The organism is Neiella litorisoli (genome assembly GCF_014773395.1).
Classification (GTDB): Bacteria; Pseudomonadota; Gammaproteobacteria; order Enterobacterales; family Neiellaceae; genus Neiella; species Neiella litorisoli.
Genome location: NZ_JACXAF010000013.1, coordinates 128,413 through 154,581, shown reverse-complemented (window position 1 = coordinate 154,581; position 26,169 = coordinate 128,413). Strand labels below are relative to the sequence as shown.

At 50.2% G+C, this 26,169-nt stretch carries 24 protein-coding genes; 4 read left to right on the top strand and 20 right to left on the bottom strand.

Features of this window, described 5'->3' with window-relative positions:
- Positions 1-248: 248 nt before the first annotated feature.
- Both eno and pyrG read right to left on the bottom strand, forming a co-directional pair.
- Positions 249-1,547, bottom strand: coding sequence for a phosphopyruvate hydratase (eno, locus tag IC617_RS11295; RefSeq protein WP_191145094.1), 1,299 nt, complete (start codon positions 1,545-1,547; stop codon positions 249-251).
- An 86-nt stretch (positions 1,548-1,633) separates the two neighbouring features.
- Positions 1,634-3,265 carry a CTP synthase gene (pyrG, locus tag IC617_RS11290; protein ID WP_191145093.1) on the bottom strand — a complete coding sequence of 544 codons (1,632 nt, stop codon included), beginning with the start codon at positions 3,263-3,265 and terminating at the stop codon, positions 1,634-1,636.
- A gap of 583 nt (positions 3,266-3,848) precedes the next feature.
- On the opposite strand from pyrG, the gene IC617_RS11285 reads away from it, so the two are divergent.
- Positions 3,849-4,190 (top strand): type II toxin-antitoxin system death-on-curing family toxin, encoded by a 342-nt coding sequence (locus IC617_RS11285; protein ID WP_369410395.1) that lies wholly within the window; start codon positions 3,849-3,851, stop codon positions 4,188-4,190.
- Positions 4,191-4,328: 138 nt separating this feature from the next.
- On the opposite strand, the gene IC617_RS11280 is transcribed toward IC617_RS11285, so the two are convergent.
- The 4 genes from IC617_RS11280 to rlmD all read right to left on the bottom strand — a co-directional run bounded on the left by IC617_RS11280 (position 4,329) and on the right by rlmD (position 9,808).
- Positions 4,329-4,616 carry a hypothetical protein gene (locus IC617_RS11280; RefSeq protein WP_191145092.1) on the bottom strand — a complete coding sequence of 96 codons (288 nt, stop codon included), beginning with the start codon at positions 4,614-4,616 and terminating at the stop codon, positions 4,329-4,331.
- Between the two features lie 435 nt (positions 4,617-5,051).
- Positions 5,052-5,855: a nucleoside triphosphate pyrophosphohydrolase gene (mazG, locus tag IC617_RS11275; RefSeq protein ID WP_369410394.1), complete on the bottom strand. Its 804-nt coding sequence runs from the start codon at positions 5,853-5,855 to the stop codon at positions 5,052-5,054.
- A gap of 430 nt (positions 5,856-6,285) precedes the next feature.
- Positions 6,286-8,475 (bottom strand): GTP diphosphokinase, encoded by a 2,190-nt coding sequence (gene relA / locus IC617_RS11270; RefSeq protein WP_191145091.1) that lies wholly within the window; start codon positions 8,473-8,475, stop codon positions 6,286-6,288.
- 40 nt (positions 8,476-8,515) lie between these two features.
- Positions 8,516-9,808 carry a 23S rRNA (uracil(1939)-C(5))-methyltransferase RlmD gene (gene rlmD / locus IC617_RS11265; RefSeq protein ID WP_191145090.1) on the bottom strand — a complete coding sequence of 431 codons (1,293 nt, stop codon included), beginning with the start codon at positions 9,806-9,808 and terminating at the stop codon, positions 8,516-8,518.
- Positions 9,809-9,919: 111 nt separating this feature from the next.
- Between rlmD and barA the strand changes: the two genes are divergently transcribed.
- Positions 9,920-12,685, top strand: a complete 2,766-nt coding sequence (gene barA / locus IC617_RS11260; protein ID WP_191145089.1) for a two-component sensor histidine kinase BarA — start codon at positions 9,920-9,922, stop codon at positions 12,683-12,685.
- On the opposite strand, the gene acpS is transcribed toward barA, so the two are convergent.
- The 11 genes from acpS to rpoE all read right to left on the bottom strand — a co-directional run bounded on the left by acpS (position 12,622) and on the right by rpoE (position 21,637).
- Entirely contained in the window at positions 12,622-13,032 is a 411-nt protein-coding gene (gene acpS, locus IC617_RS11255) for a holo-ACP synthase (protein WP_191145088.1), read from the bottom strand. The genes barA and acpS overlap by 64 nt on opposite strands.
- 31 nt (positions 13,033-13,063) lie before the next feature.
- Positions 13,064-13,825: a pyridoxine 5'-phosphate synthase gene (pdxJ, locus tag IC617_RS11250; protein ID WP_191145087.1), complete on the bottom strand. Its 762-nt coding sequence runs from the start codon at positions 13,823-13,825 to the stop codon at positions 13,064-13,066.
- Positions 13,822-14,514: a DNA repair protein RecO gene (recO, locus tag IC617_RS11245; protein WP_191145086.1), complete on the bottom strand. Its 693-nt coding sequence runs from the start codon at positions 14,512-14,514 to the stop codon at positions 13,822-13,824. The genes pdxJ and recO overlap by 4 nt, the downstream gene beginning before the upstream one ends.
- Positions 14,515-15,417 (bottom strand): GTPase Era, encoded by a 903-nt coding sequence (era, locus tag IC617_RS11240; protein WP_191145085.1) that lies wholly within the window; start codon positions 15,415-15,417, stop codon positions 14,515-14,517.
- A complete protein-coding gene (gene rnc, locus IC617_RS11235; protein ID WP_191145084.1) occupies positions 15,410-16,096 on the bottom strand; it encodes a ribonuclease III in 687 nt (228 codons plus the stop codon). The genes era and rnc overlap by 8 nt, the downstream gene beginning before the upstream one ends.
- On the bottom strand, positions 16,096-17,010 hold the full coding sequence (gene lepB / locus IC617_RS11230; RefSeq protein WP_191145083.1) for a signal peptidase I: 915 nt from the start codon (positions 17,008-17,010) through the stop codon (positions 16,096-16,098). The genes rnc and lepB overlap by 1 nt, the downstream gene beginning before the upstream one ends.
- 8 nt (positions 17,011-17,018) lie before the next feature.
- Positions 17,019-18,818, bottom strand: coding sequence for a translation elongation factor 4 (lepA, locus tag IC617_RS11225; RefSeq protein ID WP_191145082.1), 1,800 nt, complete (start codon positions 18,816-18,818; stop codon positions 17,019-17,021).
- Between the two features lie 105 nt (positions 18,819-18,923).
- Positions 18,924-19,394 (bottom strand): SoxR reducing system RseC family protein, encoded by a 471-nt coding sequence (locus IC617_RS11220; protein WP_191145081.1) that lies wholly within the window; start codon positions 19,392-19,394, stop codon positions 18,924-18,926.
- Positions 19,391-20,440 (bottom strand): MucB/RseB C-terminal domain-containing protein, encoded by a 1,050-nt coding sequence (locus IC617_RS11215; protein WP_191145080.1) that lies wholly within the window; start codon positions 20,438-20,440, stop codon positions 19,391-19,393. The genes IC617_RS11220 and IC617_RS11215 overlap by 4 nt, the downstream gene beginning before the upstream one ends.
- The gene (locus tag IC617_RS11210; RefSeq protein ID WP_191145079.1) at positions 20,403-21,026 is read right to left on the bottom strand and encodes a sigma-E factor negative regulatory protein; all 624 of its coding nucleotides are present in this window, start codon (positions 21,024-21,026) and stop codon (positions 20,403-20,405) included. The genes IC617_RS11215 and IC617_RS11210 overlap by 38 nt, the downstream gene beginning before the upstream one ends.
- Positions 21,027-21,058: 32 nt before the next feature.
- Positions 21,059-21,637, bottom strand: a complete 579-nt coding sequence (rpoE, locus tag IC617_RS11205; RefSeq protein ID WP_191145078.1) for an RNA polymerase sigma factor RpoE — start codon at positions 21,635-21,637, stop codon at positions 21,059-21,061.
- 192 nt (positions 21,638-21,829) lie between these two features.
- On the opposite strand from rpoE, the gene nadB reads away from it, so the two are divergent.
- Positions 21,830-23,458, top strand: coding sequence for an L-aspartate oxidase (gene nadB, locus IC617_RS11200; protein WP_191145077.1), 1,629 nt, complete (start codon positions 21,830-21,832; stop codon positions 23,456-23,458).
- On the opposite strand, the gene IC617_RS11195 is transcribed toward nadB, so the two are convergent.
- Complete coding sequence (locus IC617_RS11195) at positions 23,453-23,887, bottom strand: protein YgfX (protein WP_191145076.1); 435 nt, start codon at positions 23,885-23,887, stop codon at positions 23,453-23,455. The two genes, nadB and IC617_RS11195, sit on opposite strands and share 6 nt — an antisense overlap.
- Positions 23,856-24,143, bottom strand: a complete 288-nt coding sequence (locus IC617_RS11190; RefSeq protein WP_191145075.1) for an FAD assembly factor SdhE — start codon at positions 24,141-24,143, stop codon at positions 23,856-23,858. The genes IC617_RS11195 and IC617_RS11190 overlap by 32 nt, the downstream gene beginning before the upstream one ends.
- A gap of 128 nt (positions 24,144-24,271) precedes the next feature.
- Between IC617_RS11190 and ygfZ the strand changes: the two genes are divergently transcribed.
- A complete protein-coding gene (gene ygfZ / locus IC617_RS11185) occupies positions 24,272-25,114 on the top strand; it encodes a CAF17-like 4Fe-4S cluster assembly/insertion protein YgfZ (RefSeq protein WP_191145074.1) in 843 nt (280 codons plus the stop codon).
- 31 nt (positions 25,115-25,145) lie between these two features.
- Here ygfZ and IC617_RS11180 read toward each other — a convergent pair whose 3' ends face one another.
- A complete protein-coding gene (locus tag IC617_RS11180; RefSeq protein WP_191145073.1) occupies positions 25,146-26,135 on the bottom strand; it encodes a YbaY family lipoprotein in 990 nt (329 codons plus the stop codon).
- Positions 26,136-26,169 lie beyond the last annotated feature (34 nt).

Below are 26,169 nucleotides of genomic sequence, written 5' to 3'. Positions count from 1 at the left end.
TTGGCATAGAGTGAATTATTGTGATCAGCAAAAGCAATATGAGTTCAAAAAAAATCCCCCGATCTGCATCGAGGGATTTGTGTATGAAAGACAGGCCGAGGCGAGGTTTTTAATGAGCTAAATCAGCTAAATAATTTGTTTGGATTGAACTCAGAAGTGTTCAGGACAAGGCGGAAACGCGCAGTTTGCTATTGCAAATGAGCATTTCCAACGAAGTCATGGGCGCTTCTGAGGAGTAATCCAATAAATTATTGACCTTTAACTTCTTTCAGACCGTTGTAAGGAGCTTTAGAACCTAGAGCTTCTTCGATACGGATCAGCTGGTTGTACTTAGCAACACGGTCAGAACGGCTCATAGAACCAGTCTTGATTTGGCCTGCAGCAGTACCAACAGCTAGGTCAGCAATGGTTGCATCTTCAGTTTCACCTGAACGGTGAGAGATAACGGCAGTGTAACCAGCGTCTTTCGCCATCTTGATCGCAGCCAGAGTTTCAGTCAAAGAACCGATCTGGTTGAATTTGATCAGGATAGAGTTCGCGATGCCTTTCTCGATACCTTCGGCTAGGATCTTGGTGTTAGTTACGAACAAGTCGTCACCAACCAATTGGATTTTGTCGCCCAGCAATTTAGTTTGGTGTGCGAAACCGTCCCAGTCAGACTCGTCCAAACCGTCTTCGATAGAAACGATTGGGTACTCAGCAACTAGGCCTTCCAAGTAGTGGTTGAACTCTTCAGAAGTGAAGATCTTGCCTTCGCCCTTCATGTTGTAGTTACCAGCTTCTTTGTCGTAGAACTCAGAAGCAGCACAGTCCATAGCCAGAGTTACGTCTTTGCCCAGCTCGTAGCCAGCCAACTCAACCGCTTCTTTAATTGCAGCCAGTGCAGCAGCGTTTGACTCTAGGTTAGGAGCGAAACCACCTTCGTCACCAACCGCAGTGCTCATGCCCTTGCCTTTCAGAACTTTGGCTAGGTTGTGGAATACTTCCGCACCGATACGCAGACCTTCTTTCAGAGTTTTGGCGCCAACTGGCTGAATCATGAACTCTTGGATGTCTACGTTGTTGTCAGCGTGCTCACCACCGTTGATGATGTTCATCATTGGCAGCGGCATAGAGAATACACCAGCAGTGCCATTCAGCTCAGCAATGTGCTCGTACAAAGGCATGCCTTTGGCAGCAGCTGCAGCTTTAGCGTTGGCTAGAGAAACAGCCAAGATAGCGTTTGCACCGAATTGTGATTTGTTTTCTGTGCCGTCCAAATCGATCATGATTTGGTCAATAGTTGCTTGGTCTTTGGCATCTTTACCAACAAGAGCACCAGCAATTGGGCCGTTCACAGCTTCAACAGCTTTCAGAACGCCTTTACCCAAGAAGCGGCTTTTGTCGCCATCACGCAGCTCTAGCGCCTCGCGAGAACCAGTAGAAGCACCAGAAGGAGCAGCTGCTAGGCCTACAGAGCCGTCAGCCAAGTGTACTTCGGCTTCAACAGTTGGGTTACCACGAGAGTCGATGATTTCACGACCGATGATTTTAACGATGTCAGACATGGTTATTCCTCATATCCATTTATTTACGTGTGAAATGAAAGCCGCTGAACTACTTACTCAACGGCCCTGAATTCGGCGTTTAAAGTTTAGTTGGCTTTTTGGTACTCACCAGCGGCTTTCACAAAACCACTAAACAGTGGGTGGCCATCACGCGGGGTTGACGTAAACTCCGGGTGGAATTGGCACGCAATAAACCACGGATGGTCTGCCAGCTCAATGATCTCAACCAACTTTTTGTCTTCACTTAGACCAGAGAACACTAAACCGGCTTGTTTTAGCTTTTCAACATAGTTGTTGTTGACTTCATAACGGTGACGGTGACGCTCAACAATGGTGCCAGCACCGTAGAGTTCGCGCGCTTTTGAACCATCTTCTAAGTGACATTGTTGACCACCTAAACGCATAGTGCCGCCCAAGTCACTGGTCTCCGTGCGCTGCTCAACCTGACCTTCGGCATCAAGCCATTCGGTGATCAGGCCAACAACCGGCGCAGGTGATTCTGGCTCAAACTCAGTCGAGTGAGCGCCTTCCAAACCAGCGACGTTGCGCGAAAATTCAATCAGCGCGACCTGCATACCCAAGCAGATGCCCAAGTATGGGATATTGTTTTCACGAGCGTATTGAGCGGCGGCAATTTTGCCTTCAACGCCACGCTCACCAAAGCCGCCTGGGACCAAAATGGCGTCAATGCCTTCGAGCACCTCTTCGCCTTTGCTCTCGACGTCTTGTGAGTCGATGTATTTGATGGTGACATTCAAACGGTTTTTCAGGCCACCATGTTTCAATGCTTCGTTCACCGACTTGTAGGCGTCTGGCAAAGTAATGTACTTGCCGACCATACCGATGGTCACTTCGCCCACTGGGTTGGCTTCTTCGAAGATCACCTGCTCCCACTCGCTCAGATTGGCTTCTGGCGCATCAATGTGGAAACGACGACAAATCAATTCGTCGAGGCCTTGCGATTTCAGCACCGCAGGGATCTTGTAAATGCTGTCGAGATCTTTCAGTGCCACAACGGCACGTTCTTCAACATTGGTAAACAAAGCAATCTTGCGACGTTCATTCGCAGGAATGGTCCGATCAGAGCGACAGATTAGAATATCTGGCTGAATACCAATTGAACGGAGTTCTTTTACCGAGTGCTGGGTTGGCTTGGTTTTCACTTCACCGGCGGCAGCCAAGTATGGCACCAGCGTCAGGTGCATGAACATGGCGCGCTCACGGCCCAGCTCAACGCCCAACTGGCGAATGGCTTCCAAAAACGGCAGTGATTCAATATCACCAACGGTGCCGCCGACTTCAACAATGGCCACATCATGGCCTTCGCCACCGGCAATCACCCGCTCTTTAATGGCGTTGGTGATGTGTGGAATAACCTGAATAGTGGCACCGAGGTAGTCGCCACGACGTTCTTTGCGAAGTACGTCGGCATAGACTTTACCTGTGGTGAAGTTGTTGCGTTTGGAGGTCTTGGTGCGAATAAAGCGTTCGTAGTGACCTAAGTCCAGATCGGTCTCAGCACCATCCTCGGTGACAAATACTTCACCGTGCTGAGTTGGGCTCATGGTACCCGGATCAACGTTAATGTACGGATCCAGTTTCATGATGGTGACATCCAGTCCCCGTCCTTCTAACACGGCGCCGAGCGATGCTGCAGCAATACCTTTACCTAGGGATGAAACTACCCCACCAGTGACAAATATATAACGAGTCGTCATTCTGAACCTGAGAGCTGAGTGATAGATGTTATGCGTGATCAAAAGATCACCAAAAGACGGGGCGACAGTATATCAGCGGGCCTCCCGGTTAACAAACTCAGATCACAGTTTTTCACTGACTCTTGAGCTGATCCACATCAACAACCGGTTTATTTATCCAAATCAATGCAAAACAATTTATTGGCGACTGTCAGTTTGGCATCATTTAGTGTCGATTAAATTTAATTAACAACGGCCATGATGCAACGAGCTGGGTGTATCAGCATCATTCGAAGACAATCTGACCGCATTCACGGAGCATTGAATGAGCCTAGATGCGGTTGCTAGGGTATAACTTGACCTGCGTAATCGGCCATGTTTGAACGATGCCAATTGAGGAATTATGAACGAGATTATTAAGAGCCTTCCACGCCCATCAAAACGGCCTCACATTAAGGCAACCAAATCTTTAGATCTTAGTGGCCTAGAGGGTAAGCAAATTGTTTACTCCGAAACCAAGCTAGCTCTGAGAACGCACCCAAAAACGTTCAAGAAACTGGCTGATATGTAATGGCAATTATTCAGTTTTCAGTTCAGCGCGTTGTTGAAATTAACGCTCAGAACCTTGCTATTAAACTGCCGAAATAAGGAAATCGAGGGGGCTTTAGGACGCATTGATAATGCAATTGTCTACTCCGGTCTAGATGATGTTTTTGAAATTGCGGCAAAGTATGCCGCCGCACTTGGAGTAGCTCATGGGTTTACCGATGCAAATAAGCGAACCGGTCTTGCTGTTGCACTTGAATATCTATCTCTCAACGATTACGAATTAGAAGATGACGACGATAGGCTAGCCGACACAATGGTCGCTTTGATCATTGGAGAGCTAACAGAAGTCGACTTTTCCGACATCCTCTATGGCCAATGGCAATCACAGCAGCCATAAATTTGAATTGCGCCAAAGCTTGTTTGAGCGGCGACTCTCCGGCGAGACGCGATATGTCTTCCTGATAGAAGCTACTAAACAGCTAATTATCAGTCATTGCCTCGTTCCTTCGATAATTTCCAAAATTACCAGTGCAGATCATTTATATTTAGCCGTAAGGCGCGCACCAGCAGCGATACCGTCCAAAATGTTTAATATCCACCGGCGTTGCTCACCATCGGAGATGCCGAAACCGACGGTACTTTCTACGACATGCTGTATGTGGCCGTGCTGGTCGACAGCAAGGATTCCAAAGGCTTCCTCCTTATCGTCGGCCTCTAGGACTACCTGAACGCCTTCTGGAAGCTGACCAGTTAATGCTTCATTAACTTTCCTCAACAGGGCCTCTGCGATAATGCTGTTAACAAACTCGGTGCGTGTGCTCATTTTTTACCTCAATATTTACATACCTATTTCTAAAACTTTCGTCTCTTCCGTGTTGCCTTTGAGATGTGATGACCGGTAATGGAAGACGCGAATTGCTGCTTTTTTTATGCATTGTGAAGCAACCAAACAACTTGTGTGAAAAGATGAGAATGATGCCGATGTCATGTCAGACTGCATAAAGCTCAAAAAGTGCACTACATCGGACTTAAATTTTTTGTCTATTTTGAGTGGTCTCTGTAGTGGCACACTGAATTTAACCACCGGATTAAAGGAGGCTTAGCTTCTCCTGAATATTTGCACTAAATTGTTTTCGTCCAAAACCGAGCTGGGTCATATTCCATAATCGGCAGCCCCCAATTGCGCAGGAATTATAAAAATTAAACCTCGGGGTAGCTGCTGGTATCGACCCTATTGGCGGTAATAAACACTAGTTTACTAGTTATTAAAGTGCTTTTTTGCTTCACGCCACAGCGCATCCATTTCTGCTAAATTGCTGTCTGCAAATGAACGACCTTCGGCAGCTAGTGTTTGTTCAATAAAACCAAAGCGGCGTTGAAAGCTACCGTTACTGACTCGCAATGCGTGTTCAGGATCGATGTGGTGATGACGCGCCAGATTAACCACGGCAAATAGCAAATCGCCGATTTCAGCCTCGAGGCGCGTTTTGTTGATGTCAGATGCAGCCAACTCCTCGGCAACTTCATCCAACTCTTCTTTGATCTTGGCAAATACCGGCTCCGGCGAGGGCCAGTCAAAGCCAACCTTTGACGCTTTCTTTTGCAACTTATTAGCGCGAGAGAGAGCTGGTAGCCCGAGGGTTACGGAGTCCAGCAAGCCACTGTCGGCAGAGCCTTTTTGCGCCCGCTCTTTTTGTTTTTCTGCTTCCCAATTGGCGGTAACAGCCGCTTCGTCGGCAAAGGCTTGATTGGCAAAGACATGAGGATGGCGGCGAATCAATTTTTCATTAATGCCGGCAACCACATCATCAAAATCAAACAAGGATTGCTCTTTCGCCATCTGGGCATGAAAAACCACCTGCAACAGCAAATCGCCCAGTTCGAGCCGCAGTTCATCAAAGTCTCGTTGCTCAATGGCGTCGGCCACTTCATACGCTTCTTCAATGGTGTACGGCACGATGCTGTCAAAGTCTTGTTTGATATCCCAAGGGCAACCACCATTGGGATCGCGTAACTTGGCCATAATCTCGAGTAATTGTTGAATCGAGCTGGATTGGCTCACGGAATTCTCCTAAGTACGATGAAGCAAAGGCACGTTGTTGGAATTTAATGGGACAAGACGCCGTAAAATCATCCCTGATGGCTCAGCCGCCGCGTCCATGCGGCGGATGCTTGTCCCCTCAAACACCAACAACATGCCTCACCGATATTGTGCTTGATGACAGCGCTCGTGCTTCAAGCTACAACAAGCCTATTCGGAGGAACGATAATCCTCCCCCTCAAACACCAACAACTTGCGCCACCGACATTGTGCTTGATGACAGCGCTCGGGCCTCAAGCTACAACAAGCCTATTCGGAGAAACGATAATCTTCCCCCTCAAACACCAACAACGTGCGCCACCGACATTGCGCTTGATGACAGCGTTCGGGCATCAAGCTGTAACAACAAGTCTGTTCCGAGGAGCGATAACCTCCGTCGGTACTTGCGTAACTAAAGCCTGCGCGTTTCAATCACCCCGTTGAGCTGACCAATTCGGGTCAGCATTCGCGAGACTGTATCAATGTTGTAAATCTCAACATCCATATCAATAGTCGCGGTTTGATCGGCAGCGTTAGAGCGCGTGGTCATGCCCATGACATTGATTTTTTCATTGGCCAGTAAGGTGGTGATATCGCGCAGCAAGCCGCTGCGATCCATCGAGATCACCCGAATGGTAATGGCGTAGCCGCCGGAGTAGTTTTCGCCCCAGCGGACATCAATCACCCGCTCTGGGTGGGCTTCGGCCAAATCATGGAATTGGTCGCAATCGAGCCGGTGAACCGAAATGCCTCGGCCCTGGGTGATATAGCCACCAATGGCATCCCCCGGCACTGGCTGACAACAGCGAGCAATATTGGTCATCAGATTACCGACACCATCAACCACCACCGCATCTTTGCTCTTTTTCTTTGGGGTGTGATTGGTGCGTTTGATCAGCCGCTCAGCGAGTTCTTCGTCGCTTGGTTTATGAAGCTGGCTTTGCAGATAGTTAATCACCTGATTTAAGCGAATATCGCCGGCGCCAATTGCCGCTTGCAGATCTTCGACCCGATTAACGTTAAAACGCTTCACCGCCAAACCAATGTGCTTGATATCAATATTGACCTTGGCCAGCTCAGCCTCGAGCAATTCTTTACCGGCTTGCAGGTTGGAATCTTTATCCTGCAATTTGAACCAATGCTGGACCTTGGCTCGGGCGCGGGCCGAATTGATGTAACCCATATTCGGGTTGAGCCAATCGCGGCTGGGCTTGCCATTTTTAGCAGTTAAGATTTCGACCCGATCACCGCTTTGCAAGGTATAGGTAAACGGCACGATGCGACCGTCAACCTTCGAACCAATGCAGCGATTACCCACTTGCGAGTGAACGTAATAAGCGAAATCGAGCGGAGTGGAGCCAGCAGGCAGGTCGACTACATCGCCATTCGGGGTAAACACATAGACCCGATCTTCAACCACCTGATTGCGTAATTCCTCAGCCAGATCGCCACTTTCAGCAACATCATCTTGCCACGCCAGAATTTTCCGCAACCAAGCGATTTTCTCTTCGTATTTACTGCTTGAGCTACCGCCTTCTTTGTATTTCCAGTGCGCCGCCACACCAAGTTCGGAGTCTTCGTGCATTTCATGGGTGCGGATCTGAATCTCAACGTTCTTGCCTTCCGGGCCGATGACAACGGTGTGGATCGAGCGGTAGCCATTGGGCTTGGGCGTGGCAACATAGTCATCAAATTCTTTCGGCAGGTGTTTCCAGTTGGTATGCACCACGCCAAGCGCGCCGTAACAGTCTTGCAATTGGTCGGTCAAAATACGCACCGCGCGGACATCAAACAACTTGTCGAACGTCAGATTCTTCCGCTGCATCTTTTTCCAGATGCTGTAGATGTGCTTGGGGCGCCCTTGCACTTCGGCTTGGATACCTTCTTTCTCCAGCGCCGTCTCTAGGGCAGAGACGAATTCAGTAATGTAACGCTCGCGATCAAGCCGTTTTTCTTTCAGCTGTTTGGCAATTTGTTTATAGGTTTCAGGATGTTGATAGCGAAACGCATAATCTTCCAATTCCCACTTGAGCTGACCGATCCCCAGTCGATTGGCAAGCGGCGCATAAATCGTCGAGGTTTGTCGTGCCACCATTACCCGAGTGTCTTCATCGGCATTTTTGACCGAACGCAGATAGCAAATCTGTGAAGCCAGCTTAATAACAACGGCTCGCACATCTTCGGCCATGGCTAGCAACATCCGCCGCAGTTTGTCGACTTGTGCCGCCGATGCGCTTTCACTCTGATTATGCAGCGTGCTGATAGCATCCATGGTGTCGACGTTCTGGATCAGCGTTTGGATGTCAGCACCAAACAACTCTTCAATGGCTTCTCGGGCAATCACATCAGCCTGCACCAATGGTGTCATTAGCGCTGCAAGCAGGGTATCGATGTCCATGTTCAGGGTCACGAGGATCTCAACCATCTCGCGCCCTTGCAGCAACAGGCGTTGGTTTTGTTCGGCATCGCCCGCAAGGTCGGCGACTTGCTGGTACACCTCGGCAAAACGTTTTGCTTGGGTGTGATTAGCAAGCGGCAAGGCAGCCAACCAATCGGCGGTTGACGCGTGATCCTGTTGGTGGGCTTGACGCACCGAAACCATGATAAAACTCCTTTGCGGACAGATCTGAGGCTTGTTGCTGCTAATTCTTACTGAACAAGATCATCGATTCAAGGTGATGAGTGTGTGGAAACATGTCCATCACGCCTGCTTTTTCTGCATGATAGCCATGACCTTGTAAAATGGCGGCATCTCTAACCAAGGTTGTTGGATTGCAGCTGATATAAAGCACTTTGCCGGCTCGACAGTGGGGTAATTGCTCGACCACGGCTTGCGCTCCAGCGCGAGCGGGATCCAACACAATGATATCAACCGGCTGCCACCAAGGCTGTAAATCAAGTCGTTGCGTTAAATCGGCTTGAAAAAAGTCGATATTAGCCAACTGATTCCGCGCGGCATTTTGTTTTGCCTGCGTTACCATATCGGCCACGCCTTCAACCCCCACCACCTTGGCGGCTTTGGTGGCCAGCGGTAAGCTGAAGTTGCCGGCACCACAAAACAGATCCAAGACCGTTTCAGTGCCACTCAACTGGAGCCAATCGATTGCCTGCGCCACCATTCGCTCATTCACTTGCTGGTTGCTCTGAATAAAATGATTGCGACGATAGTGAATGCTGACGCCAAAATCGTCGAGCGAGTAACTAAGCTCTGCATCTTGCACCAGTAGTTGCACGTTATGCTCGGCACTCCACTGATCCAGCACATGTTGATCGGCAGACGACCAAACGCCTTGACGATGGAGCCACACCGCTGCGCGCTGCTGATGCAGCTGCAATTCGATATGCCCGACTTGTGACGCTGCAGATAACTGTCCGAGCAATTGTTGCAGCGGCTCGATGATCTGCTGCAATGGTTCGGCCAAGATTGGGCATTGGCTAATTGGCACCACGGTTTGCCGCTCTTGATGACGAAAGCCCAGCTTGACTCGATTTCTCACATCAAGCGCCAGTCTCGCTTTCGTGCGATAGCCCAAATCCGAGGGAGAATGAATCGCTGGTTGCCATTGCTCGATGGTCACGCCAACCTTAGCCAACATGCGTTGCAACGCTTGCTGTTTATACTCAATTTGCTTGTCCGCTTGCAGGTGCTGAAGTTGGCAACCGCCACAATGCTGATAATGCGGACAAGGCGCCGCTTGGCGGAATTCGGAGGCTTTGGAGATATTCTTTAGCTGCCCTTTGAGCGGTCCTTTACTCGGCCCTGTGCTCGGTATCATGGCCTGCACTTGCACTGTTTCACCCGGCAAACCACCAGCAACAAACACCACTCGCTGCTGCCAGCGGCCAACGCCCTGGCCGTGGATGTCGAGGTCATTCAATTGACATTGAAAAACTTGTTTATTTTGCCGTTTCTTGGGGGTAAAAAAGTTTGCCATAACGAAGATGTGTGAGTAATTGCTCTTGCCCAGCGCACAAAGTGTGCAAATGATCGAGGCTGTGTCATTATAGCCCCTTGTATCCGCCGAATTGTCCCATAATCCGCCACCATGACAAAGTACGGTTTACGCACCTGGGTAATCTTACTGACGCTAGCGCCAACAGTGCTGGTGAGTTTGCTGCTGGGCTCTTACTTTACGGTGACACGGTACGAACAACTCGAACTGCAGTTAGTCAAAGACGGCACCAACATTATTGAGCCTTTGACCATTGCCGCAGAGCAAGGCCTGATCACCAATGACCGTGAAAAACTAATGCGCTTGCTCAGTGTCACCCATCGCAAACACTCGCCAGCCATTCGGTCGATTACCGTATTCACCCCCGATCATGAAGTGTTTGTAAGTTCCAACTTTCATCGCCAGTTTGACTCGTTACGACTAAACGCCGGCGAGCAAATCCCAGATGCCACCGATATTGAATACGACTACGACAATAATTCGATTCTGTTTCGGGCACCGATTCTCAGCTCAGAAAAACAATATACTGGCCTGCCGCCTGCGGCGATCGGTTATCTGACATTGCAGCTTGATAGCTCGCCGACCATGCTCAATCAGCACCGCGCTGCGTTTTATACCTTCTTGATTGTGTTGCTTGGGATCAGTGTTTGTATGGTGTTTACCATCCGCTTGGTGCGCAAAGTGACCAAGCCCATTACGGAGATGGTTCACGGCATCGACAACATTCGCAAAGGCAAACTTGAAACACGTTTGGGCGGCCAACACATTGGCGAGCTCGATGACTTGAAAAATGGCCTCAACGCCATGGCCAAGTCCATCGCTGAATATCACCTAGAAATGCAGAACAACATTGAGCAGGCCACCAGCGATTTGCGTCAAACCCTAGAACAAATTGAGATCCAAAACGTCGAGCTGGACTTAGCTAAACGCCGAGCACAGGAAGCCGCTCGGGTGAAAACCGAGTTCCTTGCCAATATGAGTCATGAGCTTCGCACGCCGCTTAATGGCGTGTTGGGATTCTCCCGCCAATTGCTCAAGACATCACTGACAACGTCACAGTATGATCAGGTGATGACCATTGATAACTCAGCAAAAAACCTGCTGGGTATCATTAATGACATTCTTGACCTGTCGAAACTTGAAGCCGGTAAGCTGACCTTAGAGCAAGTGCCGTTTATTTTGCGCGATGCGGTGGATGAGGTGATGCAGCTGCTGGCGCCAACGGCTCACCATAAAGGTATCGATTTTGCCTTTATTATTGATAACAAAGTGCCTGATGATCTGCTTGGCGATGCCCTGCGCATCAAACAGGTGATCACCAATCTGGTCGGCAATGCCATTAAATTTACCGAGCAAGGCAGTGTCACCCTGCGGATCAGCGTCGAGCAAGTGCGCGGTGACAATGTCTGTTTGAAACTGGAAGTTAAAGATACCGGCGTAGGTATCTCCGATGAACAACAACAAGCCCTATTCCAAGCCTTTGCCCAAGCCGATGCCAGCATCTCCCGACGCTTTGGCGGCACCGGTCTTGGCTTAGTGATCACCAAGCGATTGCTGGCTGAAATGGACGGTGATATCGGTCTTGAAAGCCAGCTCCATCAGGGCTCTTACTTCTGGTGTACCTTGTGCTGCCGACTCAGCCCAATTGCGTTGGGCGACCATGCCCAGTCTGAAATGCTAGCCGGTAAAACCGCTCTGATTTACGAGCCACAAGCCTACTCAATGGAAAGCTTGGAAACACCAATGCATGGCTGGCTGATGAATGTCACGCCATGTCGCAGCAAGCAGCAATGGCAGTCACTACTCAAACGCAACGTCAAATACGATTATGTGATTGTCGCCATTGATGAATTTGACAGCAACCAGTTACAAACCCAACTGCAGGCGCTGACCTATATCACCCGCCATGCAGTGCTGCTGTCGGCAGTTTCCAGTCAGCATGAAATCGGCCATTTGGAAAACTATCAGGGCATGTTTGTGAGCCATTTGCGCAAACCATTGGTGAGCAATCGCTTACTAGCTGCCTTGCAACGGATGACTCGCACTACCAAAGCATTCCCACTCAACCAACAGGCCCTTGAACGCTCCGAGAAAATGGCAATGAAAGTGCTAGCGGTGGATGATAATCCGGCCAACCTGAAGTTAATCGTGACGCTGCTAAAAGAAAAAGTCACCCAAGTAGCCATGGCCAACAATGGCGAGCAAGCGATTGAAATGGCTGCAGAAGAGTCATTTGATATCATTTTCATGGATATTCAAATGCCGAATGTGGATGGCGTTACCGCAACCCAAACCATCCGCCAAGGCGAATTCAATCAACACACGCCTGTGGTTGCCGTCACTGCCCATGCGCTACCGGAAGAAAAAGCCAATCTGCTTGCCAGCGGCATGGATGATTACCTAACGAAGCCGATTGAAGAGCACTTGCTTGATAGTATTTTGCAGCATTGGTACCGATTTAATCAGCAAAAGCAGCAGTCAAAAGAGCTGTGCCATCCGCTGATTGACTGGCAACAAGCGCTCAATCAGGCCGGCGGCCGAGCTGATTTAGCCAAAGAAATGCTGCAATTGTTAATCGAATCACTACCTGAATCGCGCGATGCCATTGAGCAAGCTTGGCAGGCACAAGACAACGCCACACTGAAAGCACAGGTTCACCGTTTACATGGCGCCTGTTGCTACGCTGGCATCCCCAAGTTGAAGTCGGTCGTCGGCACCTTAGAACGTTTGCTGAAAGAACAACACAGCCAACAAGATGTTGAGCCGGAATACTTTGAATTGATGGACTTGCTCGCTCAGCTGATTGACTCGCCTCCGCCAGGGCTAGTCGACTCCAACACCACGGTGGCGAGTGCGTAGTGACGCTCGTCGGATAAACTGAGCCAGCAATGACTCACCGCCCTTTCCTTGGCTAATTGTCGGGCCTGTCCAGATAGTGCCAACAATGGTCGCCCCGCAGCATCGTTCGACACTTCGAAATCATGAAAGGTGACACCAGCGGCAATGCCGGTACCGATTGCTTTGGCCGCCGCTTCTTTGGCGGCAAAACGTTTTGCTAAGAAACGCGCAGGTTGTTTGTGCTGCTGAAACTGGCGTAATTCATTGGCCGTTAACACGCGCGCCGCAAAGCGCTCTGGCGAGCGCTGCAGGACCTGTTCAATACGGTCAATCTCGACTAAGTCATTGCCTAGTCCGACAATAGCCATGAGCTGACATCACTCCAAAATGAACGTTGGATTAAAACTCCAAACCGCCGTCGATGCTGGCTTGAGTACGTGCCTCGACCATGAGTTTGCGCATGGTTGCAACTGCCTCTGGCAACCCTGAGTAGACTGCCCGTGCAACGATCGAGTGGCCAATGTTCAGCTCTTCAATTTGTGGAATCGCGGCAATAGGTGCCACGTTGTGGTAATGCAAACCATGACCCGCATTAACCCTTAATCCCAAGCCATCGGCAAACTCGGCGCCAGCGGCGATTTTGGTCAGCTCCAACTGCTGACTGGCATCGTCCTCGGCATCGGCGTAAGCACCAGTATGAAGCTCAATATAAGGCGCGCCAGAGGTTTTCGCGGCTTCAATTTGATCCGGCTCGGCATCGATAAACAACGACACCTTAATGCCCACTTCAGCTAATTGCGCCACCACATCAGTGATGCGGGCAAGATTGCCTTTGACGTCCAAACCACCTTCAGTGGTCAGTTCCTCGCGTTTTTCCGGCACCAAACACACAAATTCTGGCTTAATGCGGCGGGCAATTGCCACCATCTCATCGGTTGCTGCCATTTCCAGATTCATTCGGGTTTTAATGGTGTGGGCCAAAATTTCAACGTCGCGATCTTGAATGTGGCGACGGTCTTCTCGCAAGTGAACGGTAATGCCATCGGCGCCGGCTTGTTCGGCCAAGGCTGCTGCATGTACGGTGTCGGGGTAAACGGCTTTGCGAACCTGACGTAACGTTGCGACGTGATCGATATTCACGCCGAGATAAATTTGTTTCACACCTTGCCTCGTTTCATTTGTAACCATACTTGGCGGCTTTGTAACGGCCGCCCCGCCAGCAAAGGCTCAAGCCGTTGCCGAGTCAAAATTTTCGCCGCCCGAAGGACTGATTCATCGTCATAGTTTGACGCTTCAATGCACTGCAAATGCCAGCCTTGAATGTGGCTTTGATGATCACACAACACTAACCCTTGCTGTGGCTGCCACTGATAAAAGCTTTCACCATCAAGGTGCTGGGTGTCACTCAAACCATAGCCGAGATGATCGAGCAATGCATGTTCAAACTGTCTTAAAACGGGCTCTAATTTACTGTCAGATGCCGCCAACTGAGCAATGGCTGAACCATAATGGGCGAACACTGATGGAGCCGATTCCAGCGGCGTTAACAAGCGATAGACCAGCTCATTTAAGTAAAACCCAGCAAGGGTTTGGTCGCCACTAAGCAGCAGTGGCGGGCTGGCTGTTTCTGCTTGTTGCAATTGTCCCAACTCGGTTTTGCTTTGCCAACTGATCAGCAACGGCGCAAAGGGTTGCAAGATGGCGCCCAAGGGTTGCTTTTTGCGGCGCATGCCACGACCGACCAGGCGCACTAAACCATGTTGCTGAGTAAGCAAATCAATGAGCGCTGAATCTTCCCGATAAGGACGACGATTGAGCACATAAGCGGGCTCGAGTTGGGCCCGTAGCATTTAATCTTCGCCGTAACCTAAGCTGCGCAAGGCTCGTTCATCATCAGCCCAGCCGCTCTTGGTTTTCACCCAAATTTGCAGAAATACTTTTTGCTGAAATAACTCTTCCATATCGAGCCGGGCTTCGCGACCAATCCGTTTTAACTTGTCACCGCCTTTGCCAATAATCATCCGTTTCTGCGAGTCACGCTCGACCAAGACCAGCGCATTCAGTTCAGCAATGCCTTTGTCATTCACCGCGAAGCGCTCGATTTCAACAGTCACGCTATACGGCAGTTCATCACCGGTGAAGCGCATCAGTTTCTCACGGACGATTTCTGCGGCCATAAAGCGCTGCGATCGATCGGTGACGTAGTCTTCTGGGAAGAAGTGTTCACATTCGGGCAGATGATCAAGCACGATCTTCATCAGGGCATCGACGTTATCGCCCTTTTCCGCCGAGATCGGCATGACATCATCAAACGCCATGCGAGCGGATAGTTTTTCTAAGATCGGCAACAACTGCGCTTTATCTTTAAACTGATCGACTTTGTTAATCGCTGCGATAACACGCACCCGCTTTGGCAGACGCTGTAGCTTTTCGACCACTAAGTCATCATCGGCGGTCCACTGATCGCTATCGCAAAGGAAAATGACCATTTCGATATCAGTCATGCTCGAAGAGGCAGCCCGATTCATTAACCGGTTGATGGCGCGCTTCTCTTCTTTGTGCAGACCTGGGGTGTCAACAAATACCACTTGATCATCGCCTTCGGTGTAAATACCGGTAATGCGATGCCGCGTGGTTTGCGGCTTCTTCGAAGTGATACTGATTTTCTGACCTAGGATCTGATTGAGTAAGGTCGACTTCCCGACATTAGGGCGGCCGACAATTGCCACCATGCCTGCGCGTTGTTTAGTCATCGGATAGTAATCCTTGCAATACCTGCTCAGCGGCAGCCTGCTCAGCTTTGCGGCGACTCGAACCTTTGGCAATCACAGGTTCGGCACCGTCAATGGAGCAACTTACGGTAAAGGTTTGCTTGTGCGCCTGACCGGAAGTATCAATGACTTCATAGTCGGGCAATGAAAGTTTATGGGCTTGCAAATATTCTTGCAGGCGGGTTTTCGGGTCTTTCTGATTAATCCCCGGCGCAATCGTAGCCAACCGGCTTTGATACCATTTCAGCACCATGGCTTTGGCCACTTCGATACCAGCATCCAAAAACACCGCACCGATGATCGCTTCAACAGCGTCGGCTAAGATGGATTCGCGGCGGAAACCGCCACTTTTAAGCTCACCCGGACCAAGCTTGAGGTAGTCGCCTAAACCAAAATCCTGAGCCAATTCAGCCAGCGTTTGGCCACGCACCAAGGTGGCCCGCATCCGGCTCAAATCACCTTCGTTTTGCTCAGGAAAATCGTGGTAAAGGGCCTCGGCGATAACCACCCCAAGGATGGCATCGCCGAGAAATTCGAGCCGCTCATTGTGCAATGCCGCAGCGCTGCGATGAGTCAGCGCCTGCTCTAATAGTTTAGCTTCGGCAAACTGATGGCCAACAATGGTTTGCAGACGTTTCAGGTTGACGGCGTTTAACGCCATTATTCAATACTTCCTAATCGTTCAAAACGGACACCAGTCGGGATCCATGATGGCAGCCAAGAATCTTCACTGCGCTCAAACTCAAAGCTCATCCAGATAAACACCGCTTTACCCACTAAATTCTCTTCCGGAACAAATCCCCAAAAGCGGCTATCGCGTGAGTTATCGCGGTTATCGCCCAAGACAAAATAGGAATCGGCAGGCACTTTCCATTCATCCAGCTGGGTACCAGGCTGATGAAAGTACTCGTTCAACCGATCTGGGATCGCTGGGTTCACCAAAATCTGGTGGCTGGCTTCGCCAGTTTGTTGCGACGCTTCAACCAAAGGAAATGGCCCTTGCAGATACTGACTTTTTGCTTTGTTGGTCATCTCAACGGGTTGATAGCCGGGGCAGTCCGTGCCATCACAAGCTGGCTTGATATAAAGCTGCTTGTCACGATAGATGATGGAATCGCCGGGTACGCCAACCACTCGCTTAATGTAGTCCACATTTGGCGATTCAGGGTATTTGAACACAATCACATCGCCGCGCTGGGGAGCCCCAGTTTCAACGATTTCCTTGCGCAATAATGGCTCGCGTAAACCATATGCGTACTTCTCGACCAGAATGAAATCACCTTTAAGTAAGGTTGGCATCATCGAGCCAGAGGGGATTTGAAACGGCTCATACAAGAATGAGCGCAGAATCAACACAAATGCCAACACTGGGAACACAGAGACTGCGGTATCAACCCAGCCAGGGATTTCTTGCAGCTTAGCCTTGGCCTCATCCGGCAAACCAGATTGGCTGTTGGCTTCGCCGGCGGCAATTGCGGCTGCGCGCTTTTTACTCCAGACCCAGCGCTCCATGGCATAGACAATGCCAGTGAATAAGGTCAGGAAAAACAAAATTTGAGAAAAATAAGTGGCCATGAATATCCCTATTTACCATCAACTTTAAGAATGGCCAGAAACGCTTCTTGTGGCACTTCAACGTTACCCACTTGCTTCATCCGCTTCTTACCTTCTTTCTGTTTCGCCAACAGTTTTTTCTTACGGCTAATATCACCACCGTAACACTTGGCGATTACGTTTTTACGCATCTGCTTGACCGTTGAGCGAGCAATAACGTGGTTGCCGATGGCAGCCTGAATAGCCACATCAAACATTTGCCGAGGGATCAGCTCACGCATTTTTTCCACCACGGCACGGCCACGACTCTGGGCATTGTCGGCATGACAAATAATTGCCAGCGCATCAACCCGATCACCATTGATCAGAATGTCCACTCTAACCATTTTCGCGGCTTGGAAACGTTTAAAATTGTAATCAAGTGATGCATAACCACGGCTGGTTGATTTCAGGCGGTCAAAAAAGTCCAACACCACTTCTCCCATTGGGATGTCGTAATTGAGCGAGACTTGATTGCCGTGATAGCTCATATTGGTTTGCACGCCGCGCTTTTCAACACACAGGGTGATGACGTTACCTAAGTGCTCTTGCGGCACCAGAATATTGACGTCGGCAATTGGTTCACGGATCTCATCGATGTTGTTGATTGGCGGCAATTTGGCCGGGCTATCAACCATTTCAATAGTGCCGTCGTTCACCGCGACTTCATAAACCACCGTTGGCGCTGTGGTAATCAGTTCTAGATCGTACTCTCGCTCCAACCGCTCTTGGATGATTTCCATGTGGAGCATGCCCAAGAAGCCACAACGGAAGCCGAAGCCCAGCGCAGCAGAGCTTTCAGGCTCGTAAAACAAAGAGGCATCGTTAAGACTCAACTTTGCCAGCGCATCACGGAACGCTTCATAATCATCAGAACTAATCGGGAATAAGCCAGCGTAAACCTGTGGCTTCACTTTCTGGAATCCCGGTAATGCCGTTGCACATGGCTTGCGAGACAGGGTCAGGGTATCGCCCACCGGCGCGCCCAAGATCTCTTTCATGCCACACACAACCCAACCAACTTCACCGGTTTTTAGCACCCCGGTATCGGTTTGCTTCGGCGTAAAAATACCAATGCGGTCAATGCCCCAGTCTTGGCCGGTGCTCATCACTCGAATCTTGTCGCCTTTTTTCAGTTCGCCATTTTTCACTCGAACCAATGACACCACGCCGAGATAAGAGTCAAACCAAGAATCGATAATCAGGGCTTGAGTTTCAGCCTCCTCATTGCCCTCTGGCGCTGGCACAGACTGAACAATGCGCTCAAGCACATCTTCAATACCAATACCGGTTTTCGCCGAGCAACGCACTGCATCAACGGCATCAATACCAACGATATCTTCAATTTCTTCGGCCACCCGATCTGGGTCTGCCTGTGGCAAGTCAATCTTGTTAAGAATCGGCACCACTTCCAGATCCATTTCAATCGCGGTATAACAGTTCGCCAGCGTTTGTGCTTCAACACCCTGACCGGCATCGACGACTAACAAAGCACCTTCACAAGCAGCCAGTGACCGCGACACTTCATAAGAAAAGTCCACGTGGCCCGGCGTATCAATGAAGTTGAGCTGGTAGGTTTCGCCATCTTTCGCGGTGTAATTCAGGGTCACAGATTGAGCTTTAATGGTAATGCCGCGCTCGCGTTCCAGATCCATGGAATCCAGCACCTGTGCCGCCATTTCCCGATCACTAAGACCGCCACAGTATTGGATCAGTCGATCGGAGAGCGTCGACTTACCATGGTCGATGTGGGCAATAATCGAAAAGTTGCGAATATGCGATTGCTTCATTGGGGTTGAACTGCCTGCTTTGTGTTAATTCCAAGGGCGGAGATTGTACTGAAAATAAACCGCACAGCAAAGCGCATCACACCGTTGAGCAAAGGCTGTTACGGTCTAGCAGTCAACGCTAAGCGCATCGACGGGCTGATGCAGTCGTTTGATATGCGGTTCAAACCATTGATGCTGCTGAATTTTGCTATGCCACCAGCGTGCGCCCAAGAAGCCAGCAACGGCACATATCAGCGCGCTAAACACCACCATTAACTCGCTTTGGCCCAACAAGCCGACGAATAACCAATGGCCTACGCCCGCTCCTAGCAAAATAGCTATTAGCGGCACCACGAACATTAATACTGCGGCGGTCAGCAAGCCTTGCTCTGGCAACGCGAGTACCACTTGCTCGCCGACTTTGAGTGGTGACTGATACGGCAAGGTTAAACGATGATAACGATTAGATAAGGCACGGTTGACTTGGCCATTGCCACAGTCTTTGTCAGCACATTGATCGCAACTAGAGCGACGCAGCGCCTCAACAGTCACCTGACCAGCTTGGTAGTCAACGACAGTGGCAATGGTTTCGATCATGGCGTTCTGCCCGGCTGTGCAGTTTTGCTAACAACAGGATGAACACTCTCGACAATACGAGTAATGGTTTCTGGCGGCAATTGGCCAACAACGGCCACCTCAACACCATCTTTGGCAACGGTCATCAAATGGGTTGCCCCTTTGCTGACCAAAGATTTACCCGGCTGGCCATCAACGGCAGAGCCAACATAGACAGACACCGAGCTAATACCATCACTATACAATTGATAGTCGACCAAACCATTAGTGGCACCGAGTTTGTGGCGGTCGCGGCCAATCAGCTCAAAGCCGCTCGGTACGTAGCCAGCAACCCAACGAACCCGTCCCTGCCCTGACATTTGCTCGGATTCAATCAAAGGAACCGGCGCCGGCAGCTTAACTTGTGCTAATTGCTCAACGATTGGGCTTGGCGATTCCGAGTAAGACATCGACACAATCTGGATATGTTCCAATGGCTCGCCATTGGGCGCCACCAAATCGGCCCGCAGCAACATGCCATGTTCGGCATCCAACCACACCCAAATGGCATACCGATCGGCTTCTTTGGGTTCTATTCGAATGAGTTGAGCCGCTCGTCCCATCACTCGATTGCGCCCACCCAAGACAAAACGATAGCTGGTTTTCAATACATCAATATTATTGATGAACGCCCGCGGGATAGGGCCAACAGCGCGCTGGCCAGCCACGGAATAAGGCGGCTCGTCATGCTGAAAATAAGTGACCGTATCGCCACGGTGGAGGATTTCGCGCTCTGGGCCATTCAGATAATTGACGTAAACCAAAGGTTCTCCGTCAACGATGCCGTGCTCAATGGCAATGGGCTCAAAGTGCTGTTGATTAACTCGAATCACAGACAACGAATAGTTGGCCGCTTTAAAGGTTTGCCCCATTCGTTTGAGCCAAGATTCAGCGCTAGGGGAGCTGCTTTGCTCGCCATGGGCAGCAAAGGATAGGGCAAAAATCAGAATGGAAAATGCTGCAGCGGCCATGCGCTGCAGCGGAGAAGAATTACTGTTGAGGTTGTTCAGTTGATGAACTGTCTGCATGTTGTTGTTTCACAGCTTGAGCAGTGTGCTGAGGCTGCTGAATTCTCATTTGAAGCTCGTGGTCTTGAAAATATGCATTAATTCGACGTCGTTGTTCAATCAATCTTTGTCGCGCTTCAGCTTGAGATTGGGCATTACTGTTAACCGAAGTCGCATTTAAGCTCACCGGAGAAGCGCTAACGCCAACCACTGGATTGGTATTGAGAATCGGCAATGGTTGCTCTTCTGCCGCGTCTTGGCCGGTCTGCTGCACGCCAACAATGGCGACCGCAGCAACCGTTGCAGCAATCGCATACTGGCCGACTTGGCGGAACATGCGAACCACTTTACCCGGCACTTTCACGGTTGATTTGGCTTTGGCTGGTTTAGGTGCAAGTACTGTTGGCTCTTGCTCAATTGCCGCACTAACGCTGGCAGCAAAATCAGTACTCAATAAAGAAACGTCGTCACCCCGGACAGCATCACTCACCCGGTGGTGGCGTGCCCATTGATCTTGCAGCTCTGGATCATCCAGCAGCGCATCAATCATTTTGTCGTCTAGTTGTTCATCAACTAGAGCAGAAACCCGTTCGAACTTGTCAGTCATACTAAACACCGTGCCTTGATAGGCTTATTTTATTAGCGCTGAAGAAGCGGTTGCAGCCGCTTATCAATTGTTTCTCTCGCTCGGAAAATTCGAGAGCGCACTGTACCAACAGGACACTCCATCACTCCGGCGATGTCTTCGTAACTCATGCCTTCGAGCTCTCGCAAGGTAATTGCAGTGCGAAGGTCATCAGGTAGGGTTTCGATTGCATCGAACAACACCTGCCTGATTTCATCGGATAAAGCTTCACGCTCAGGTGTTGCCACCTCGTGTAAAATTTCACCACCTTCGTAAAACTCGGCATCTTGCGCATCAACATCGGCGGCGGGCGGACGACGCCCTTGCGACACCAGATAGTTTTTGGCGCTATTTACTGCAATGCGGTACAGCCATGTGTAAAAAGCACTCTCGCCGCGAAAATTACCAATTGCTCGATACGCTTTGATGAAGGCTTCTTGCGCAACATCCTGAACCTCAGCCGGATTCTTTACGTACCTTGCAATAAGATTTGCGACTTTGTGTTGGTATTTATGCACCAACAAATCGAAAGCTCGTTTGTCACCTTGTTGCACTCGCTCGACCAATTTATGGTCGATACTTTGCTCGCTCATTCGAGCCAGTTCTCCTATGTAATCCGATTACAGCAACGTCGCCGGCTCGTTGGCGATACAAGTGAGACCAACGGGTTCCGGAAAAGTTCGGATAAATTTAAAAAAAATTGCGACTTCAAATATGGGGGTTATGTTACGAGAAGCCAACTTCCGCTAACATAACAAGGACTAATACCTGTAGCCAGTAACTTGATGAAACAACCAGCTGATTATACCTGTGATGTTCTTATTATCGGAAGCGGTGCCGCAGGCCTGACCGCCGCTCTGCGCCTCGCACACGATGCCAAAGTGCTCGTACTAAGTAAAGGCCCTCTGACCGAAGGTGCAACCTATTACGCCCAAGGGGGCATCGCTGCGGTCTTCGATGAGACCGACAGTATTGCCTCTCACGTTGCCGACACGCTCGATGCTGGCGCCGGTCTTTGCGATGAAGAAGCGGTGCTCCATACCGCTTCGCGCGCTAGGCAAAGTATTCAATTTCTGATCGAAAAAGGCGTGCCCTTTGATACCGTCCGCGATGAAAATGGCCAACTGCGTTACCACTTAACTCGAGAAGGCGGCCACAGCCACCGACGAATCTTGCATGCTGCCGACGCAACCGGCAAAGCAGTTCAAACCACCTTAGTTGACGCAGTTCGCGGCCACCAAAATATCCAATTGCTGGAACGCTACAATGCGGTTGATCTGATCACCGGCCATAAGTTAGGGCTGCGTGAAAACAAAGTTCACGGCGCTTATATTTGGAATCGTAATAAAGAAAAAGTCGAAACGGTTCGTGCGCGCTTCGTTATTCTTGCCACTGGCGGCGCGTCAAAAGTCTATCAATACACCAGTAACCCCGATGTCGCTTCTGGCGATGGCATCGCCATGGCTTGGCGTGCTGGTTGTCGGGTTGCCAATATGGAATTCAACCAGTTCCACCCAACCTGCTTATTCCACCCTGAAGCACGCAATTTCTTGCTCACCGAAGCGCTGCGCGGCGAAGGAGCTCATCTCAAATTACCCAACGGTGAGCGCTTTATGCACCGTTTCGATGAGCGATTGGAGTTAGCGCCGCGCGATATTGTCGCCCGAGCCATTGACTATGAAATGAAGCGTCTTGGTGCCGACTGCGTGTATCTGGATATTTCTCACAAACCAGCTGACTTTATTCAGAGCCACTTTCCAACCATTTACGAAAAACTCAAGTCGCTGGGCATTGATATTACTCAGCAAGCGATTCCGGTAGTGCCAGCAGCCCATTACACCTGTGGTGGTGTGATTGTCGATTTCGATGGTAAAACTGATTTAGAGGGCCTATACGCCATTGGTGAAGTCAGTTATACCGGCCTTCATGGCGCCAATCGTATGGCCAGCAATTCGCTTCTCGAATGTGTGGTTTTTGCCGAGGCAGCCGCCCAGCACATTACTCAGCAACTTGAAGTCCCTTGCGATCAGGTTGACATCCCGCAGTGGGACGAAAGCCAGGTATCCTGCTCAGACGAAGAGGTGGTCATCCAGCACAACTGGCATGAACTGCGTTTATTTATGTGGGACTACGTCGGCATCGTCAGAACCGATAAACGACTGCAGCGCGCTCTGCGTCGGATTCGGTTGCTACAACAAGAGATCTACGAATACTATTCCCACTTCAAAGTGAGTAATAACTTACTTGAGCTGAGGAACCTGTTGCAAGTCGCAGAATTGATTGTCCTTTGTGCCATGCAGCGTAAAGAAAGTCGTGGTTTGCATTACACCTTGGATCACCCTGATCAGCTAGAGCACAGCGAACCTACCATTCTGGTACCAGAGCCAATTCAGCCAGCGCCGCCGTCGTTATAACGGCCGCTTTACTTGATGGAGCATGGCGCTCAGCAAACGAAATTCAGCTGGCGCCACCGCATCACTCATAATCAAACACCAATGCTTGCCTTGCTCACCTTTAAATCGCATCAAAATGGCAAAATCTGTGGTCATAATGGGTAAGCATAGCGCCCCTTGCAGGCATTGTTGGTTATGCCACAAGGTGATTTGATTGCTATCGAGTAACACAAGTTGACCATGGTAGCGGGCAATTTTACCGCTGAGTTGATAACTCAGAACCAGCACTAAAGGAAGTAGCACTGTCGCCGCAATCATTTGGCTAAAGGCTCCATAATAGGCCACTAGCAGCAGCGACAATGTCATCAGTAGCGCACTAACGGTAACCGCATAGCGCGCTTGTTTTGAGGCTGAAAACTCAGTGAAGCAAACTACGGTTGTAGTCGACAATGGTCTTCACCATGGCAGCCAGCTCAGCATCTTTGCAATCCTCATGGCCCATGATCCAGGCAAACAACTCGGGATCGTCGCAGCCCAATAAACGTTCAAAAATTTGCTGTTGCTGCTCACTGAGCGAAGTGAACTGGTTATCAAAGAAAGGCTCCAGAATCACATCAAGCTCCAGCATTCCCCGGCGGCAGCCCCAGCGCAAACGCGCTAAATTGGCATCTTTTGCCGCTTCATTGGCAGAATCGTTCTGTGCCATGATTATCCTCGTGAATTTGGCGATTGGCCGGCTATCATAGCAGCGCCAACAAGATGACCCAACACCTCTTGAAATACTCAGATCACGTCCCCAAGATCAAGCCTATAGCAACCAATGGATCAGCAGCCATGAGCAAACCTTTCTTACTATCCGACCTCGGCGTTATTCAAGTGAGCGGAGCCGATCAAACCAGCTACTTACAGGGCCAGTTAACGTGCGATCTGACCAAGCTGGATGAACAAGGCTGGTTAGCAGGCAGCCACTGCGATGCCAAAGGCAAAATGTGGAGCAACTTTGTGATGCTCAAGTCGGACCAAGGCATTCTTTTGGTGATGGACAAACATGTCCTGTCGGCGAGCTTATCTGCACTCCAAAAATTCGGCGTATTCGCCAAAGTTGACATCACCGATGCATCAGACTCGCTTTATATTTATGGCGATTTAGACCAAACCACTGAAACACCAGCAATCGCCAAAGCACAGTTACCCTTTGGCTGCCTTTGGCTTAGCGCTGAGCTAGTCGACCATGAAACCGAGACAACTGACTGGACGGTGCAACAAATCAAAGCAGGCTGGCCGTTGTTGGCCAATGCCGAGCAGGTCAGTGAGTTTGTGCCACAAATGCTCAACCAAGCTGACATTGGTGCGATTAGTTTTAAGAAAGGCTGCTATATCGGTCAGGAGACCGTGGCCCGAATGCAGTATTTAGGCAAACAAAAGCGCGCGACCTTTTATTTAACCGGAGAGGCACCAAGTGAAGCGCTCGGCGATATTGAAGTGAATCGTAACGGCAACTGGCGCAAAGCCGGCACCATTATCAATGCCGCGACCGATAGCCAAAACCAACTGCACCTGTTGGCCGTGCTCGCCAGCGACGCCAGCGCCGAGCAACAATATCGGCTGAGTCAAGCGCCACAAACACCGTTGCAAATACAAGACTTACCTTACACGCCAGCACAAGCGGCCGAATAATCATTCACATCCATCATTGAGCAATGACCTGCTAATCGCAGGTCTCTTGCTGCTCTGAGATAGCGATGACTTTGGATAGCACCAGCGTGTCCAACTCAGAGCCATCTTCCATACCTGGTCGCCGCTCTATTGCGCCCATCACGGTCATCAGCAAAGGCTCACCAGGGCCAGCTTTTAGCTGGCCATATTGCAGCTCCAATTGCCGACGAATATCGTTTGCCGCCACCGGCCAACGACGATCGGTACCGCACTCAAGGAACAGCGCCGCATCCGCCATGTAACGAAAGTCTCCGGTTAATTCAACGACAGGCGCTGCTTTTGCTTGCCCGGCTGGTTTAGCCGACACCGCCTCTAATTCAATATTCAACTCATTCGGCTGGGTCGGCTCCACGCCATAGTGGCGTGTACTGGTAAAAAGAAGTTGGTTGTTGGCTGAAATGGTCGCTCGAACGGAGTAGCGTCGCTGCGGTTCAAACTGCGACTTTAAAGCGGCGAGGGTGAACGAAATCGGTACCTGAGTGGTGATCATCTGTGTGGTATTGGCAATTAACCTCGCCGGCGCATCGGCCAACGACACATCATTGAGCGTCACTCTTAACACGGCATTTTCGGGCAATGCGATGCGCTGCCGATAGAACACCTCGCCGGAGACAATCGTAACTTTGTCGTTAGCAGGAGCATAGCGTCCGGCAAACAGACTGCGCCCTTCAAGCTGCAGCAATGACGGAGAAATGCCAGCGACGGTAAGCTGCTCGCTTTCAGGTTGCGGATAGCGCTCGGTATTGGTTGCTAAAGTGAGGACATTGTCCGCATCACTAAAATGCCATTCAACTCCTTGCATACTAGCGATACCGAGCAAGCTGAGGCGCCCATCTGGATGCAGTAATACACCTTGCTGGTGACCATCTTGCTCTTGCAACCACGCGCCGGTTAACTGCTCGGTCGGAACCTCTTGCGGCTGACAACCTAACAACATGACTCCGCTCAACAACAGCAGAGCAGACAGCTTACGACTTATCATCAACCTCTCCATGAATACAGGCGAATGGCGCCAA

Excerpts from the sequence above, each read along its gene's own strand:
- eno (WP_191145094.1), bottom strand. The coding sequence starts at position 1,547 with ATGTCTGACATCGTTAAAATCATCGGTCGTGAAATCATCGACTCTCGT.
- pyrG (WP_191145093.1), bottom strand. The coding sequence starts at position 3,265 with ATGACGACTCGTTATATATTTGTCACTGGTGGGGTAGTTTCATCCCTA.
- IC617_RS11280 (WP_191145092.1), bottom strand. The coding sequence starts at position 4,616 with ATGAGCACACGCACCGAGTTTGTTAACAGCATTATCGCAGAGGCCCTG.
- relA (WP_191145091.1), bottom strand. The coding sequence starts at position 8,475 with ATGGTTTCGGTGCGTCAAGCCCACCAACAGGATCACGCGTCAACCGCC.
- rlmD (WP_191145090.1), bottom strand. The coding sequence starts at position 9,808 with ATGGCAAACTTTTTTACCCCCAAGAAACGGCAAAATAAACAAGTTTTT.
- barA (WP_191145089.1), top strand. The coding sequence starts at position 9,920 with ATGACAAAGTACGGTTTACGCACCTGGGTAATCTTACTGACGCTAGCG.
- acpS (WP_191145088.1), bottom strand. The coding sequence starts at position 13,032 with ATGGCTATTGTCGGACTAGGCAATGACTTAGTCGAGATTGACCGTATT.
- recO (WP_191145086.1), bottom strand. The coding sequence starts at position 14,514 with ATGCTACGGGCCCAACTCGAGCCCGCTTATGTGCTCAATCGTCGTCCT.
- era (WP_191145085.1), bottom strand. The coding sequence starts at position 15,417 with ATGACTAAACAACGCGCAGGCATGGTGGCAATTGTCGGCCGCCCTAAT.
- rnc (WP_191145084.1), bottom strand. The coding sequence starts at position 16,096 with ATGGCGTTAAACGCCGTCAACCTGAAACGTCTGCAAACCATTGTTGGC.
- lepB (WP_191145083.1), bottom strand. The coding sequence starts at position 17,010 with ATGGCCACTTATTTTTCTCAAATTTTGTTTTTCCTGACCTTATTCACT.
- lepA (WP_191145082.1), bottom strand. The coding sequence starts at position 18,818 with ATGAAGCAATCGCATATTCGCAACTTTTCGATTATTGCCCACATCGAC.
- IC617_RS11220 (WP_191145081.1), bottom strand. The coding sequence starts at position 19,394 with ATGATCGAAACCATTGCCACTGTCGTTGACTACCAAGCTGGTCAGGTG.
- IC617_RS11215 (WP_191145080.1), bottom strand. The coding sequence starts at position 20,440 with ATGCAGACAGTTCATCAACTGAACAACCTCAACAGTAATTCTTCTCCG.
- IC617_RS11210 (WP_191145079.1), bottom strand. The coding sequence starts at position 21,026 with ATGACTGACAAGTTCGAACGGGTTTCTGCTCTAGTTGATGAACAACTA.
- rpoE (WP_191145078.1), bottom strand. The coding sequence starts at position 21,637 with ATGAGCGAGCAAAGTATCGACCATAAATTGGTCGAGCGAGTGCAACAA.
- nadB (WP_191145077.1), top strand. The coding sequence starts at position 21,830 with ATGAAACAACCAGCTGATTATACCTGTGATGTTCTTATTATCGGAAGC.
- IC617_RS11190 (WP_191145075.1), bottom strand. The coding sequence starts at position 24,143 with ATGGCACAGAACGATTCTGCCAATGAAGCGGCAAAAGATGCCAATTTA.
- ygfZ (WP_191145074.1), top strand. The coding sequence starts at position 24,272 with ATGAGCAAACCTTTCTTACTATCCGACCTCGGCGTTATTCAAGTGAGC.
- IC617_RS11180 (WP_191145073.1), bottom strand. The coding sequence starts at position 26,135 with ATGATAAGTCGTAAGCTGTCTGCTCTGCTGTTGTTGAGCGGAGTCATG.